Consider the following 14,443-nt stretch of genomic DNA (forward strand, 5'->3'; position numbering starts at 1 on the left):
AGCGCGCTAGGCGGCGGGCTTGCCTTTAAGAAGTTGGGCTGCGCCGAAGCCGAAACTCCAGTCCGATGCTGTGTTCGAGACGACGGAGATCATCAGGTCATTGGACGCAATCCCGCACTGACGCTCGAGTTCTTCGCTCAACGCCTTATAAAGAGCTTGCTTGAGCTCGTCGCTTCGGTGGAAGCTTGTTATGGTTAGCAGCACAACGTTCTTGCTTCTTTCAATTCCGAGCCCGGTGTCTTGGACAATCAGTTCGTGCTCAGGGTGTTGATGCACAATCTGGTACCGGTCTCGGACAGGGACCCCCAGCGCCCTGACCACGGCATCGTGCGCGGCGTCGAGTAATTTGGTGACGGTTTTCTTGTCCCGCCCCTCGATCAGATCAAAACGAAGTAGTGGCATGGTCTCAATCCTTATGCTGGAGGAGTTCGGACGCTCGGGAATGATGGGCGGGCCACGCCGCGTTACGGTCCTTCGCGGCGGCGAGAACCATCGCTGAGCCCTTCTCGCCGATCATGATGCAGGGCGCGTTGGTATTGCCCGACACGATCTTGGGCATGATCGACGCGTCTATGACCCGCAAGCCCGGCACTCCATAGACTTTCAACTGGTCGTCGACGACTGCGCGCGGGCCTTTTCCCATCGCCGCGGTGCCGACAGGATGGAAGGCTGTTGTCGCAATCTCTCTGGTTGCCTTTAAGAGGTCCGCGTCGGATTGGAATGACGGGCCCGGCCGGAATTCGGTCGGTCGGTATTTGGCGAGCGCCGGCTGGGCGACGATCCTGCGCGTTAGCCTTACAGCGTCCACTGCGGCTTGCCGGTCTGCATCCGCCGACCAGTAATTGGGATCAATGCGCGGCGGGTCCTCGGGCTTAGCCGAGCTGACATGCACGCTTCCTCGGCTCTCTGGTCGGAGATTGATGGCCGCGGCGGTGAAGGCGGGGAAGGGGTCGAGGTCGCCGCCCCAAGCGGCCAGACTGAGCGGCTGTACCGTGTATTCCACATTGGCGGTCGCGAAGCGCGGATCAGTCTTCGCGAAGGCCCCAACCTGGCCTGGCGGCATCGACATCGGGCCTGATCGGGTCAGCAAATATTCGAGCCCGATCATAGCTTTGCCGCACAGCGAGCCGGCGCGAGTGTTCATCGTGGACGCGCCTACGACCTTGAACGCACATCGGAGCATGACGTGGTCCTGCAGGTTTTCGCCCACACCTTCGAGGTGCACCAGCGGGCGGATACCGAAGGTACGCAGTCGCTCGGCGCCACCGATCCCCGAACGCTCAAGCAAAGCAGGCGAGCCGATCGAACCGGCAGACAGGATGATTTCGCTTCGAGCGCGCGCCCGCAACACCTTGCCGCCAACTTCAAGCAGTACGGCGCTGGCGCGGCCGCCCTCAAGCTCCACACGGTGGACAAGCGCTTTCGTCTGCACGCGGAGATTCGTGCGCTTCGAGGCGGGACGAAGGAACGCATCTGCCGTGCTGAAGCGCCAGCCGCCTTTCTGCGTGACCGGGTAATAGGCGGAGCCAGTGTTGTCGCCGGCATTGAAGTCCGCGATCTTTGGGATGCCCGCCTCGGCGGCAGCGTCGCGGAATGCATCGAGCAGTTCCCACCGGACCCGCGGCTTGTCGACACGCTGTTCGCCACCGACGCCGTGGAACGGGCCGGCACCATCGAAATAGTCTTCCGACTTCATGAAATAGGGCAGCACATCATCCCAACCCCAACCTGCATTCCCCGCCTGGCGCCATGCATCGTAATCGCCTGCCTGGCCGCGCATATAGACCATTCCATTGATCGATGACGAACCGCCCAGTGTCTTGCCGCGCGGATAATTCAACATCTTGTTGCCGAAATGGGCCTGCGGGTCCGTCTTGAAGCACCAGTCGGTGCGCGGATTACCCATGGTGTAGAGGTACCCGACCGGAATATGAATCCAGATGTAGTTGTCCTTGCCGCCCGCTTCGAGCAGCAGAACTTTATTGCGAGCGTCTTTGCTCAGCCGATTGGCCACGACACAGCCTGAGCTGCCGGCGCCTACGACAATGTAGTCATATTCTCCGAGGTCTTCGACTGCATTGGCCATTGTCATGGCCTCCCGTCTTCACGCATCTCGATCCACTCCTCCGGATTGGTGCCGGGCCCATCCTCGAAACGAGGTTTGAACTAAAGCCCTGTTGGACCTTAGCGATGAGGAAAAACGGGGGCCCGCTTCTCGAGAAAGGCGTTCATCCCCTCCCGCTGGCCCTCGGTTGCGAAGGATGCCTGAAACAGGCGCCGTTCATGCAGGACGCCTTCCGCCAGATTGCTTTCGAAGGCGCGGTTGACCGCCTCCTTTGCGGCACAAACAGCAGGCAAGTTGTACTCTGCGATTGTATTGGCGAGGCGTAACGCCTCCTGCATCAGATCGTCCTGAGCAACGACCGAGGCAACCATGCCTGTAGCTTTGGCTTCCGCCGCGGTAATCATCCGGCCCGTGAGGATCACCTCCATTGCCAGCGATTTCCCGATAGCGCGCGTGAGGCGTTGAGATCCCCCTATGGCCGGCAGAGTACCGAGTTTGATCTCCGGTTGCCCGAATTGCGCACTCTCCGCTGCGATAATGATGTCACAAATCAGAGCGAGCTCGCAGCCCCCACCCAGAGCATATCCCGACACGGCGGCGATGATGGGCTTTGAGAGTTTGGCGATTTCGTCGAAGGCACCGAAGTAGTTCTCGTTGCGAAGCTGCACCGGCGTTTTGCGCGCCATTTCCGCAATGTCGGCTCCGGCCGCAAAGGCGCGTTCGGAGCCGGTGACTATCATAGCTCCAATCGTTTCGTCTTGGTCGAAGGTACGCAGCGCCGCGAGCAGCTCATGAGAAAGTTTCGCGTTTAGCGCGTTAAGGACGTCAGGCCGATGAAGGTGAACCACACCAACGCGTCCCGAGGTCTCCACTTTGACCGTCTCGTATAGGTCGGCTTGCGCCGACTTGTTCTCGTCTGCCATGATTGGATTCCTATTTAAGCGTCGCCAGGTTTACAAACGAGGGCTCGAAATCCTTACTCGCATCGAGCTGCCGGATTTGATCGAGCTTGATATGATCATTGGTGGTCATAAACTCCCGGATGAGGGATTCACGATGCTCATCAAGCATAGGCGAGCGTGCGGTCGTGGCGCGCTTGCCCGCGTCAGAGAGACGAATCGGATTGTTGGCTGTTTGAATAGAGACCCCCTCCGCATCCGAGACAGATATGAACATTTCACGTGCAAGCAGTTGCGGGTCCTGCAGCACCTTGTCGACCGAATTGATCGGCCCGCAGGGCACTTCGGCGACTTGCAGCACGGTGATCCAGTCCTTTATCGTGCGAAGGCTGAGGAGCCGGTCGATCTCAATCTTAAGAGCGGACTGATTCTTCACGCGGCGAGGGTTGGTAAGAAAGCGAGGGTCGTCGGCTAGTTCCGGCTGGCCAAGAGCGGCGGCAAGCTTGCCAAACAGGGCGTCGTTTGCCACGGCAATGACGAGATCGCCGTCTGACGCAGTGAAGGCGCCAAACGGCGCCAGCGTGGAGTGATGAGCACCGCTTCGGGTCGGCACTGTCGGCTCCAAGGCCACGCGCGCCAAGGAATGCTCCAGAAGGGCCGCCTGGCCATCGAGCATGGCAATGTCTACTTTTTGACCTTTGCCTGTCCGGGCTCGACCGGCAAGTGCGGCGCAGATGCCGATCGCAGCGAACATTCCTGCTCCGAGGTCGGCGATGGACGGTCCAAATCTGAGCGGCGGCCCGTCTGTCTCACCGGTAAGACTCATGGCGCCGCCCACGGCCTGGACGATCATATCGTATGCCGGTTGATCGCGGAGCGGACCGCTGTCGCCGTAGCCGGAGATCGAGGCGTAGATCAGCCTGGGGTACCGCATGGAGAGAGTCTCCCACCCGTAGCCCAAACGGTCCATCACACCAGGGCGGAAGTTCTCGACGAGGATGTCCCCGGCCTCCAGGATTGCGTCGAGAATCTCGCGATCGTATGGGGTCTTGAGGTCTAGTGCGATACTCTCCTTGTGGCGGTTGAAAGCCATGAAATACCCGGATCGTCCTTTGCTGAATGGTTCGAACTGGCGGGTGTCATCCCCGATCACCGGCCGCTCGATCTTGATCACTCGAGCGCCGAGGTCTGCCAGAACCATCGTGCAATATGGGCCTGATAGCACCCGCGACATATCGATGACCGTGACGCCATCGAGCGGGGGCTTCTGGAGAGCAACGGATGGGAGAACAGTCATTTTGGGGCCTAAGCGCTTAGTTGATTGATTGCGATCGGCGTGGTTGATCGCGTGGCAGCCTCAGGATCATGGCGTCCGTCTTTTTGTCGATCATGTAAGATTGGCGCGTTGGTGTTGCCGCACGTCATGGTCAGCACGAACAAGCACCGCAACTTTTGGATCGTTGCCAGCTTCAGTGATAATGGCCCCGCCGTAGCTGTGCCCACGAGAACCACCGGCCCGGATTGCCGGTCAATCACGGCCTTTGTGAACTTGATGTCATCCGCATACGATGTTTCTAGGTGCTGCACGACCGATACCGTGTGGCCGTCTTTCTTGAGAATTCCGGCGACAGCTTCCCAGCCGGAGCCGTCGGCGAATGCGCCGTGCGCCAAAATGACGTTCTTGATACCGGCCTTCGATCCGGATTGTGCCGCGGCAGAGTTTAGAGTCACACCTGCGAGCGTGGCGGCGAGAATGGGGTTCTTCATGGCATTCCTCCAAATGCAGTTTTCAAGAACCACTCCGGGTTCGACGGCTCCAAAGGACTGGGCGACTGACCTTCAGCCTCCCATCCCCGCATTTGGCCTGCCAGTGAAGGGATGTAATTTGTTGTTACGTTTTGTTCGGAAGCTTCCCGCACAATCCCGAAGCGCACCACAATCGTCCGTGGTCACGTTCCGGGCGATTTGCTTCATCCATGCCTCGTTGGGACGAACCGTGATCCCGGCGACGTACACCCGGCGGCTCTCGATATGCATGAAGAACAGCACGTAGTAGGTCAACAGCCCGCGCAGCGTCAGCATCTAGGCGGTGAAAAAGTCAGTCCCAGCCAACAGCGCCATGTGAGTCCGAATGAATCCGAACAGTTTCAATCCCCACGCCGATAATCGATCAGGACCGAGCCGAAGCCTCGCGTCTCGCAACCGGGTTAAGCCTTAATCCGCCTAACCTGTTCGAGCCACCTTGCAAAGCGCGGGTGATTTGCAAACCTGCTTTCCAACACCTTCAGTTCCTGCCGGAAGAACGGCAGCGACAGAAGCGCCTCAATATCGGGCTCTCGGATCTTCCAGACCGCCGGCGGAAGGAAACCGTGCACCTTTAGCTCATAAAGTTCGAAGATTGAGTAGATGATCTCATGCGCCGCCCGACGTTCTTCTGGCGTCTTTTCCACGTCGCCGGGAGGATCTTGTTCAACGAACGCGCTGATCGGGAGGTTTCGCCGCAGATCGGAGATCCGGTCGGAATATCTAAGGTAAATATCAGCTCCTAGACGCCGGTTGTTGGTATGCAGCGCAGCGTAGATAGCGATGCTGCCAACGATGACGGTGCCAAGCGTCATAAATCTGAGAATATGATCAAGCACCCCGATATCTCCTTCTCTTGTGCAGGGGCTCGGATTGCACAAGAAAACTAACACGACATAACCATCGCGTGCGATCTCTATTCCGAAGGAAACGCGCTAGGCGGGACAGCCGCCTGTCCGGGAGTTATTGCTACGTGAATGCCTTTATGGTGCGGCAGAGCCCAGCGTTCGGTCTACCTCCCGCTTTCGTCTGAATTTCAGGAAACGCAGATCGCCTCCGCCTCCCTACGCCCGATGCTGTCTATGGCGGCACCGCATCTTTTCGATGCGTCGTTCGACTTCCCACAATCGATCGAACGCTTGGGCCACACCGAGCGCGCTGCCGCCGCCGAGCAGACGACGGATGTCGCCCACACAGCCATCGAGCAGACTCATGTTTGAGGAGGAATGCATCCCGGCCTTGATGATAGTCCGTGGAGGAGGTCGGACAGGCTGGTCTGCAGAACGGAGACCCCGCGCCCAATCCAGGTTACCCCTTCGATGGGCGATTCGCCACGTATTGTGACTGTGGCTGTAGTGCCGGACACCAGCGGCACACCTGCCGGAACGTTGTCGATCGCAATTCGAACCGGCACTCTCTGAGCCAGCCGCACCCAGGTGTAGACCGGATCGATATTGGGTAGGCCTTGGGCGCCGGCCGTCGCGTTGGAGACGCTGACGCCGCGCGTCACCGTCGTTACATGGCCGATGATCGGCATCGCGTAGCCCATCAATTTGGCCTCGGCCCGGTCGCCCACGCATAACCGGGCCAGTTTGGTTTCCTCGAAATAGCCGTCTATCCAAAAACTATCGGTGTCGACGATCGAAATGTTGCTTACGCCTTCGTGCGCGTAGTCCCCCTGCCGCAACAGTAGATTTGTGACGTAGCCGTTCACGGGACTGCGCACCTGCGTTCGTTGGAGATTGATGTCCGCCTGGGCTACCTGTTGTCGTGCCGCATCCAGTACGGCCCTCGCCTGTATGGCGCTTCCCTCGAAAATCTGCTGCTCTTCCGGGGTGGTCGCGAGATCCGAGAGGTGCAGCCGCCGCTGGGATTGCAGCTCCTTCACATGCAGATCGGCTTCTTTCTGTACCAGCACGGCTTTGTTCGTACCCAGTGCAACATCGAAATCGAAGGGGTCGATCTGGTACAGAACGTCGCCCTTATGTACGAACTGGTTGTCGACCGTGTGCAGCTCGATGATCTTTCCCGAGACTTCAGGAGCGACGTTGGCGACCTGGACACGGATGCGACCATCGCGCGTCCACGGCGCCGTCACGTAAATGTCCCACGTCACGATTGACACCAGAACCGCAAGCAGCACGATGGCAAGCGTCGCAAGCCTGTGCGAAACGGACAACCAAAGCCCAGCTCCGCGGGTTCGCGCGGAAGGCGCCGAAGTCTTTAACGTGTCTGACCTCGGATGATCAGAGGTCGTACGCGCGACCTCATGGACTTGAGACGTAATGTCCGACGTCTCGGCTTGGGCGGGCGCCGAACCCGGCGATGCCGGCTGTGATGCTTCGCGTGGGACCGTTCGTTCCGGATTGGTGGTGGCCACGGACATCTCCCTCATAGGATCAAGACCAGCAGGCCCAGGACAGTCACGTAGAGGCTGAGCTCTGCAATTGATGGGTGACTAAACATTCTCGAAAATCCGACCAGGTGCAGGATCGGTCGAATTATCAGTCAGTATGACAAAAAGCGCCGCGACCGCGTATGAAATGAAGGGCGCAACTAGAACGCCGCCTATGACCAGCTCGTGGAAGGTATGCGTCATCAAGCGACCTGTGCCTGTCGTAAAATTAAATCCGGGCATATTGGTGATGCAGTCCGCCCAAGATTGAGCGACAAAGAATATGCCCGGCGCGATCGACGGCGCGCGAGACCGGCGCATCTTTCTCCAGGGATAGATGCGTGCGGGCCCCATTGTAATATTTCATATACGACAGCAGTAGGTGACGGAGGTGGCGCTCGCTGAGCACAACAACGTGGTCAAGGCATTCCCTGCGGATCGAACCGATCAGCCTTTCAGCATATCCATTTTCCCAAGGAGAGCGCGGCGAGGTCGGTCGATCGCGAATGCCCATTGATCGAAGCCTTCGGATGAAGACCTCCCCATAAGCGCCGTCCCGGTCACGAATGAGATAGCGGGGAGCTTGTTCCCAGCCGCAGGCTTCCGTGATCTGATTTGCGATCCAATCTGCGGTCGGATGCGCTGTGACGCCAAACCATAAAATCTGCCGTCGACCATGCCCCACAATCAACAAGCCGTAGAGCAGACGAAATGAGATTGTCGGTACGACGAACAGATCCATCGCGGCGATGCCGTCGGCATGATTGCGAAGGAATGTCCTCCAGCCTTGGGATGGCGGGTCTCTTCGCTTGGCCATGTACTTGGCCACGCTGGTCTGTCCGATATCGATGCCGAGCTTGAGGAGTTCTCCATGGATCCGCGGCGCTCCCCACAGCGGATTGGCAATGCTCATCTCGCGGATAAGCTTGCGTATCTCAGGCGCTACAGTTGGTCGGCCCCCACGGCGCCGCGACTTCCACCGCCAGTACGATCTGAAGCCCGCGCGGTGCCATTTAATCACGGTCTCCGGCTTCACGATCGCCAAGGCGCCCAGCACCTTCGGAGCCAAACGATACAAGCCGGCGAATATCAGACGGTCCAGCATCCCGAACGTCGGCCGTTTCGGCAATTGCCGCCGCAACACGTTAAGCTGATGACGCAGAATCATGTTTTCAGCCTCAAGCGCGGCCCGCGACCGGAACGCTCCGACCAACGCCAACCAAATTAGGCTATAGACCTCTCGCATAAGGCAGGAGCATCGCCCGATTCGATATCAGTTGCCAGCAAGATTGAGTTTCCGACAGGGACAGCGGGCCGTCGTCTCTCAGGTGCCGACCATCAGCGGGTTCGAGCAGGGACTTCGTCGCGTTTCTCCGGACGCGATTTCGGCGCTCGAAAACGCTTTCTCCGAAGACGACCGCGCACAGCTTCGTGGCGAACCGCCGCGGCGTCAACTGATCGTCGGCGCTGACCCTGCCGTCCCTGCGGCTTACCGTTCGAAACCCGCCATCGACTTCTACCTGCAGCCGCTTCTCGACGGCGCCTGGGAAAATTCCGTGACCCTCCAGTCAACGAGAGCTGCGCGGATGTATGAGCCAGGCATCTGGGCGCCGAGAATCTCGCCTACCCCGTTACTCATGATCGTCGCATTGGCCGACACGATTACCGTTACGGACCTGGCACTGGCCGCTTACGAGCGGGCGCTCGAACCAAAGAAGCTCGTCACGATCCAAGGAGACCACTTCGATCCGTACCTCGGGCAATTCGAGAAATCGAGCGCTGCCGCCATTGGTTGGTTCGAGGATCACCTGAACTAGGCCGCCGTCTCGAACACGTCGAGGTCCCGCGTTTTGGCGTCGGTTGGAAGGCCACTTTGGATCGCCCCCTGGCCTACTGAACACTAGTTGGATCCGACGCGGCATTTTCGCCGCTCGCTAGAGCGACGGCACAATCTTCGCGACAATCCACGTCAGAAGCCAGACCCAACTGACGATCGCGACCAGCGCAATCAGACCATATACCAATAGCTAACGATTCGAAATCATCGCTCCCCTTCAAGGTGAGCGCGAGGTCCGCTTTAAGACTCCCGCAGTCGGGCATTCCGAGGGGGTCATGCGAAGCGCGCGCGCCGCAGCGGAAACTCCGCCGAGTTCGACGACCCGCACGAAAGACTTCCATCTCGCCGGAGCGATTTACATCCAGTCTGGCCATTGTGAATTTATTTCACAAAAGATGTTACGCAATAGAGTCTATTGCGCACTTCTTGGCATGTCTATTTCTGCGAGAGCAACGTTTTAGTCGATCCCCAATCAATGGAGCTAACCGTGAATTCTTCTTCCCAACGGAAGCTGTTTTCGCCCATCCAGCTTGGGGCGATCAGCCTGTCGCATCGCGTGGTCCATGGACCGACAACCCGCTTGCGCGCGAACCCCGGATGACAGCCCAAGCGACATGATGGTCGAACATTACGGTCAGCGCGCTTCGAACGGCGGCCGCACGTGCGGTTGGGGATGGAAATGAAAATCAAATGGCTGACCGCTTTTGCGGTGATCGCGATGTCTACATCGCCAATTTACTCGGAAGAAAATCCGCCTATCAAAATAGCGGTGATAAATGATCAAAGCGGTCCTTATGCAGACGCCGGAGGACTGGGATCGGTGGTCGGCGCCCGCTTGGCGGTTGAGGAATTTGGCGGCGAATTGCTGGGCCGTAAGATCGAAGTCCTGGCCTTCGATCACCAGAACAAACCAGATGTCGCCTCCGCCCTCACCAGAAAGTTGATTGCCGTCGACCACATCGACCTTATTACGGACGGTGCCTCCTCTGCCGCGGCGCTTGCCATGAATGAAGTCGCGAAATCGTCAAAAACGATCTTTGCCGTGACCGGCGCGGCGACAACTGATTTCACCGGCAAAGCATGTGCTCTCACAACCTTTCAATTCACTTACGACACCTATGCCCTGGCGAACGGAACGGCAAAGGCGGTGGTCAAACAAGGCGGCGACACTTGGTTCTTCCTGAGTGCAGATTACGCATTCGGCCACAGTATGCAGCGCGATGTCACAAGGTTCGTGGAAGAGGCAGGCGGCAAAGTCGTTGGGTCCGTCAAGCACCCGTTGAATAGTTCCGATTTCGGCTCGTACCTCCTGCAGGCACAAGCCTCGAAAGCCAAGATCATCGGACTAGCCAACACAGGAGCGGACGCGATCAATGCCCTCAAGCAGGGATCGGAATTCGGAATTGTCCAAGGCGGCCAGACATTCGCAGGCCTCCTGATCTTTATCACCGAGGTTCACACGGTGGGGCTCCAGGTCACACAAGGGCTTCTCCTGACAACGTCGTTCTATTGGGATCTTGACGACCAGACCCGGGACATCAGCCAAAAGTTTGTCCGTCAGATGAAAGGCCGCGTACCGACCATGGTGCAAATGGGCACCTACAGCGGCGTCCATCATTTTCTTAGCGCTGTTAAAGCAGCAGGCTCCACAGACTCCGAGGTCGTCGCAAAGAAAATGCGAGAGCTTCGCGTCAACGATGCCTACAACAAAGAGGTCGAGATACGCCAGGACGGCCGCGTTCTCCACGATATGTACCTAATGAAGGTGAAGACGCCTGCCGAGTCCAAAAAGCCATACGACTACTATCAGGTATTGGCGAAAATTCCCGGCAAGGAGGCCTTCCGTCCGCTCACTCAAAGCGAGTGCCCGCTGGTGACAAAAAACTAGACCGCTCAGGAGATAAATGGCCGCGCCTCAGCGCGCCGGTCTCTCATTCGGGCATGAGGGTCGCACAGCGCTCAACCAAGCGAGACCGCCGGCGAGAAAGCAGCCGGCCGAGGCCACGCACACCCGCGTTCAGCAGCTTGGTCATCTACATCATGCTTGAGGGACGGCGCCTTCATCACACCGGACTTGTCAATTGCTTGCCATCGGAGCCTTACACATGACTTTCGTCGTCGACATGTTCTTCTCGTTTCGCAGTCCGTATAGCTACCTCGCGTTGACGAAGACGCGGAAAATGGTGAATTCGTACAATGTCGTCGTCAGATTACGGCCGGTCTATCCGATAGCGGTGCGTATACCCAATTTCTTCAAAACCGCGAGTCCGAATTTCGCCAAGTACGTCTATCTCGACAGTACGAGGGTTGCGCTTCATGATGGCATACCATTCCGCCTTCCACGCCCCGATCCGATTGTACAGGATATGACAACGCTCGAGGTAGCGGTCGACCAGCCCTACATTCATCGACTAACGAGGCTGTGCGCGGCTGCTCAGGCCGAAGGACGTTCTCTGGAATTTGCCGAAGCTATCGCTCCTGTTCTGTGGGATGGAAGCACCGATGGATGGAACGAAGGCGACCATCTTGCGCGCGCAGCGTCGCGAGCTGGCTTCGATCTCAAAAACCTCGATGCCGCGATCACGGCGGATTCAGAGCGATACGAGGCTATCATCGCGACGAATGAGAAAGACCATGCCGCGTCAGAACATTGGGGCGTGCCGACGTTTGCGTTCCAGGGGGAGCCATTCTTTGGCCAGGACCGAATTGATCATCTGATCTGGCGGTTGCAAGGCAAAGGGATGACAAAAAGGGTTTGACCAAGATTCGCGACACCAATTAGATGAATGGGTGATCTTTGGCGTACACTGTGGACCGTGCTCCTACGAGCAAGCTTGAGAATTGGCTTCCCACCACCGGAGGGCCTGCCATCGACGTCACCGATCCCTCCACCGGCGCGATCGTAGGCCGTGTCCGGAGTTTTGATCGGGAAGCCATCGAAGCGGCAATAGAGCGCGCCGACGCGGCGTTGGGTGGCTGGTCTTCGCTGGCGGCGCGTGAGCGCTCGGCGATCCTGTGCCGCTGGTTCGATCTCATCACGGCCAATACCGACGACCTAGCACGGATCATGACGGCCGAGCAGGGCAAGCCGCTCGCCGAGGCGCGCGGCGAGATCGCCTATGCGGCGTCCTTCATCGAGTGGTTCGCGGAAGAGGGCAAGAGGCTCTACGGCGACATCATCCCCGCGCCAACGACCGACAAGCGCATCACGGTCCTCAAGCAGCCGGTCGGCGCCTGCGCCGCCATTACCCCGTGGAATTTTCCGGCGGCGATGATCACCCGCAAGGCCGGCCCCGCCCTGGCCGCGGGCTGCACGATGATCGTCAAGCCGGCGACGCAGACCCCGCTGACGGCATTGGCCATCGTCGCCTTGGCTCATGAGGCCGGCGTCCTGCAGATCGTGACCGGCCCGTCACGGCTCATCGGCGAAGTGCTGACAAGCTCGGAGAAAGTGCGCAAACTCTCCTTTACCGGCTCGACCGAGGTTGGCAGGCAGTTGATGGCCCAGTGTGCCGGCACCATCAAGCGCATCTCGCTCGAGCTCGGCGGAAACGCGCCGTTCATCGTCTTCGACGATGCCGATCTCGACGCCGCGGTCGATGGAGCGATCGCGGCCAAGTTCCGCAATGCGGGGCAGACTTGCGTTTGCGCCAATCGCATCTACGCGCAGGCCGGCATCTATGATACGTTCGTCGAGCGCCTTTCGGCCAAGGTTGCCACGCTGAAAGTCGGCGACGGCTTCGAGCCCGGTGTCGATATCGGACCCTTGATCGATGCCGCTGCCGTCAGCAAGGTGCGCGAGCATGTCGCCGATGCCCTTGCCAAGGGCGGGAGGCTGGTGACTGGCGCCCCCAGTGCCGGAGAGCAGAGCCACTTCCTGGCCCCCATGGTGATCGCCGATTCAACCGAAAGCATGCTCGTGGCTCACGAGGAAACGTTCGGACCGCTGGCTCCCGTTTTCCGCTTCGAGACGGAGGAAGACGCCATCCGTCTCGCGAACGACACCGAATACGGGCTCGCCGCCTATTTCTACACGCGTGATCACGCACGCGCCTGGCGCGTCGTGGAGCGGCTGGAGTGCGGCATGGTCGGCCACAACACCGGCCTGATCTCCAATGAAGTCGTCCCCTTCGGAGGCGTTAAGCAATCGGGTCTGGGACGCGAAGGGTCTCGCTACGGAATCGATGAATATATTGAGATTAAATACTGGTGCTCCGCGATTTAACACGAATATCGCGCCTCCAGACAAAGATATCGACGATGAGCCATTCGATGAATAATTTCAGTTTTAGGACCGTCCCCAATATTATGCTGGAATGGCAGGCGGCGAGACGACTGGGTGAAATCCTAGGCGCCTGGTCCGAACACCGCAGGCTGTTGGTCGTGACCGACGCCGGGCTGCATAAGGCCGGACTCCTTGAGCCCACCAAGGCTTCCCTGGCGCAGCACGGTTTTGAAGTCACGATCTTCGACGCCGTCGTTGCCGATCCGCCCGAGAGCGTTCTCGCGGAATGCGTCAGCCTGGCGGCGGGATCTGAGGCGGTGCTTGGCCTCGGCGGGGGCTCCTCCCTCGATGTCGCGAAATTGGCCGCGGTGTTGTTGCGGACCAAGCAGGCGATCGGCGATCTCTATGGCATCGGAAAGGTTCAAGGATCGCGCGCGCCGCTGGCGCTCGTGCCCACCACCGCCGGAACCGGCTCCGAGGTCACGAACATCTCGATCATGACGACCGGCGAGACGACCAAGATGGGCGTGGTTGCGCCGCAGCTCTTCGCCGACCTTGTCATTCTCGATGCCGAGCTGACACTCGGGCTGCCCGCACTACATACGGCGGCCACCGGCATCGATGCCATGGTGCATGCGATCGAGGCCTATACCACCCGTCACAAGAAGAATCCGATTTCCGACGCCCTCGCACGGGAGGCGCTGCGCCTGCTCGCCTCCAACATCGTCACGGCCTGCCGGGACGGGAGCGACAGGCGCGCGCGGGAGGCGATGCTGCTCGGCGCGATGTTGGCGGGCCAGGCGTTCACCAATGCCCCCGTCGCGGCCGTCCACGCTTTGGCCTATCCGCTCGGCGGCCGCTATCACATTCCCCATGGGCTCTCCAACGCACTGATGCTCGGGCCGGTCCTGGCCTACAACGCCCCTGCCGTGGCCCACCTTTATGCCGAACTGGCCGATGTTGTGTTGGGCCCCAGCGATGCGCCAGCCGCCGAGCGAGCCCGGGCCTTTGCGGGTTTCATGGGCGATCTCATGGACCGCAGCGGCGTTCCGCGACGGCTGCGCGACGTCGGCGTCACGGAAGACAGCCTGCCCACCTTGGCGGCTGACGCGATGCTCCAGCAACGCCTGCTCGTCAACAATCCGGTCGAGCTCGACGAGAGCCGGGCCCTGACGCTCTACCGCGAAGCATTCTAGCCCGGCCGGCGTTGCCGGCTCGG

Annotated in this window: 16 protein-coding genes and 1 pseudogene; 6 read left to right on the forward strand and 11 right to left on the reverse strand. The window is 59.4% G+C overall.

The features are described from left to right. Positions 1-6: 6 nt before the first annotated feature. The 7 genes from V1289_RS09405 to V1289_RS09435 form a co-directional block, all read right to left on the reverse strand. Positions 7-402 (reverse strand): tautomerase family protein, encoded by a 396-nt coding sequence (locus V1289_RS09405; RefSeq protein WP_334396688.1) that lies wholly within the window; start codon positions 400-402, stop codon positions 7-9. A 4-nt stretch (positions 403-406) separates the two neighbouring features. After that, positions 407-2,092: a GMC family oxidoreductase gene (locus tag V1289_RS09410; protein WP_442895979.1), complete on the reverse strand. Its 1,686-nt coding sequence runs from the start codon at positions 2,090-2,092 to the stop codon at positions 407-409. Positions 2,093-2,184: 92 nt separating this feature from the next. Further along, a complete protein-coding gene (locus V1289_RS09415) occupies positions 2,185-2,988 on the reverse strand; it encodes an enoyl-CoA hydratase-related protein (RefSeq protein ID WP_334396689.1) in 804 nt (267 codons plus the stop codon). Between the two features lie 10 nt (positions 2,989-2,998). Next, entirely contained in the window at positions 2,999-4,261 is a 1,263-nt protein-coding gene (locus V1289_RS09420) for a CaiB/BaiF CoA transferase family protein (protein ID WP_334396690.1), read from the reverse strand. Between the two features lie 8 nt (positions 4,262-4,269). Then, positions 4,270-4,731 carry an alpha/beta fold hydrolase gene (locus tag V1289_RS09425; protein ID WP_334396691.1) on the reverse strand — a complete coding sequence of 154 codons (462 nt, stop codon included), beginning with the start codon at positions 4,729-4,731 and terminating at the stop codon, positions 4,270-4,272. 72 nt (positions 4,732-4,803) lie between these two features. Further along, a complete protein-coding gene (locus V1289_RS09430) occupies positions 4,804-5,046 on the reverse strand; it encodes a hypothetical protein (protein WP_334396692.1) in 243 nt (80 codons plus the stop codon). Positions 5,047-5,171: 125 nt separating this feature from the next. Continuing rightward, on the reverse strand, positions 5,172-5,606 hold the full coding sequence (locus V1289_RS09435) for a hypothetical protein (RefSeq protein WP_334396693.1): 435 nt from the start codon (positions 5,604-5,606) through the stop codon (positions 5,172-5,174). A gap of 243 nt (positions 5,607-5,849) precedes the next feature. Here V1289_RS09435 and V1289_RS09440 point away from each other — a divergent pair, with 243 nt between their 5' ends. Continuing rightward, positions 5,850-5,987, forward strand: a complete 138-nt coding sequence (locus tag V1289_RS09440; protein WP_334396694.1) for a hypothetical protein — start codon at positions 5,850-5,852, stop codon at positions 5,985-5,987. Here V1289_RS09440 and V1289_RS09445 read toward each other — a convergent pair. The 3 genes from V1289_RS09445 to V1289_RS09450 all read right to left on the reverse strand — a co-directional run bounded on the left by V1289_RS09445 (position 5,978) and on the right by V1289_RS09450 (position 8,330). Beyond that, complete coding sequence (locus V1289_RS09445; protein WP_334396695.1) at positions 5,978-6,946, reverse strand: HlyD family secretion protein; 969 nt, start codon at positions 6,944-6,946, stop codon at positions 5,978-5,980. The genes V1289_RS09440 and V1289_RS09445 overlap by 10 nt on opposite strands. A gap of 212 nt (positions 6,947-7,158) precedes the next feature. Continuing rightward, a complete protein-coding gene (locus tag V1289_RS49625; protein ID WP_442896173.1) occupies positions 7,159-7,233 on the reverse strand; it encodes a hypothetical protein in 75 nt (24 codons plus the stop codon). A 158-nt stretch (positions 7,234-7,391) separates the two neighbouring features. Beyond that, positions 7,392-8,330: an integrase core domain-containing protein gene (locus V1289_RS09450; protein ID WP_334396696.1), complete on the reverse strand. Its 939-nt coding sequence runs from the start codon at positions 8,328-8,330 to the stop codon at positions 7,392-7,394. Between the two features lie 160 nt (positions 8,331-8,490). Here V1289_RS09450 and V1289_RS09455 point away from each other — a divergent pair, with 160 nt between their 5' ends. Then, positions 8,491-8,979: an alpha/beta hydrolase gene (locus V1289_RS09455; RefSeq protein ID WP_334396697.1), complete on the forward strand. Its 489-nt coding sequence runs from the start codon at positions 8,491-8,493 to the stop codon at positions 8,977-8,979. A gap of 285 nt (positions 8,980-9,264) precedes the next feature. Here V1289_RS09455 and V1289_RS09460 read toward each other — a convergent pair. After that, a pseudogene (locus tag V1289_RS09460) lies at positions 9,265-9,373 on the reverse strand (helix-turn-helix domain-containing protein); the annotation flags it as partial. Between the two features lie 305 nt (positions 9,374-9,678). On the opposite strand from V1289_RS09460, the gene V1289_RS09465 reads away from it, so the two are divergent. From V1289_RS09465 to V1289_RS09480, 4 genes are all read left to right on the forward strand, one after another. Continuing rightward, on the forward strand, positions 9,679-10,887 hold the full coding sequence (locus V1289_RS09465) for an ABC transporter substrate-binding protein (RefSeq protein WP_334396698.1): 1,209 nt from the start codon (positions 9,679-9,681) through the stop codon (positions 10,885-10,887). Between the two features lie 217 nt (positions 10,888-11,104). Next, on the forward strand, positions 11,105-11,758 hold the full coding sequence (locus V1289_RS09470) for a 2-hydroxychromene-2-carboxylate isomerase (protein ID WP_334396699.1): 654 nt from the start codon (positions 11,105-11,107) through the stop codon (positions 11,756-11,758). Positions 11,759-11,808: 50 nt separating this feature from the next. Beyond that, on the forward strand, positions 11,809-13,224 hold the full coding sequence (locus V1289_RS09475) for an NAD-dependent succinate-semialdehyde dehydrogenase (RefSeq protein ID WP_334396700.1): 1,416 nt from the start codon (positions 11,809-11,811) through the stop codon (positions 13,222-13,224). Positions 13,225-13,271: 47 nt separating this feature from the next. Continuing rightward, entirely contained in the window at positions 13,272-14,420 is a 1,149-nt protein-coding gene (locus tag V1289_RS09480; RefSeq protein ID WP_334407369.1) for an iron-containing alcohol dehydrogenase, read from the forward strand. Positions 14,421-14,443: the final 23 nt, after the last annotated feature.

This window comes from Bradyrhizobium sp. AZCC 2289 (assembly GCF_036924615.1).
Lineage (GTDB): Bacteria > Pseudomonadota > Alphaproteobacteria > Rhizobiales > Xanthobacteraceae > Bradyrhizobium.

Bases quoted from the DNA above. Each gene is read 5' to 3' on its own strand.
- V1289_RS09405 (WP_334396688.1), bottom strand. From the start codon at position 402: ATGCCACTACTTCGTTTTGATCTGATCGAGGGGCGGGACAAGAAAACC.
- V1289_RS09410 (WP_442895979.1), bottom strand. From the start codon at position 2,092: ATGACAATGGCCAATGCAGTCGAAGACCTCGGAGAATATGACTACATT.
- V1289_RS09415 (WP_334396689.1), bottom strand. From the start codon at position 2,988: ATGGCAGACGAGAACAAGTCGGCGCAAGCCGACCTATACGAGACGGTC.
- V1289_RS09420 (WP_334396690.1), bottom strand. From the start codon at position 4,261: ATGACTGTTCTCCCATCCGTTGCTCTCCAGAAGCCCCCGCTCGATGGC.
- V1289_RS09425 (WP_334396691.1), bottom strand. From the start codon at position 4,731: ATGAAGAACCCCATTCTCGCCGCCACGCTCGCAGGTGTGACTCTAAAC.
- V1289_RS09430 (WP_334396692.1), bottom strand. From the start codon at position 5,046: ATGCTGACGCTGCGCGGGCTGTTGACCTACTACGTGCTGTTCTTCATG.
- V1289_RS09440 (WP_334396694.1), top strand. From the start codon at position 5,850: ATGGCGGCACCGCATCTTTTCGATGCGTCGTTCGACTTCCCACAATCG.
- V1289_RS09450 (WP_334396696.1), bottom strand. From the start codon at position 8,330: ATGATTCTGCGTCATCAGCTTAACGTGTTGCGGCGGCAATTGCCGAAA.
- V1289_RS09465 (WP_334396698.1), top strand. From the start codon at position 9,679: ATGAAAATCAAATGGCTGACCGCTTTTGCGGTGATCGCGATGTCTACA.
- V1289_RS09470 (WP_334396699.1), top strand. From the start codon at position 11,105: ATGACTTTCGTCGTCGACATGTTCTTCTCGTTTCGCAGTCCGTATAGC.
- V1289_RS09480 (WP_334407369.1), top strand. From the start codon at position 13,272: ATGAATAATTTCAGTTTTAGGACCGTCCCCAATATTATGCTGGAATGG.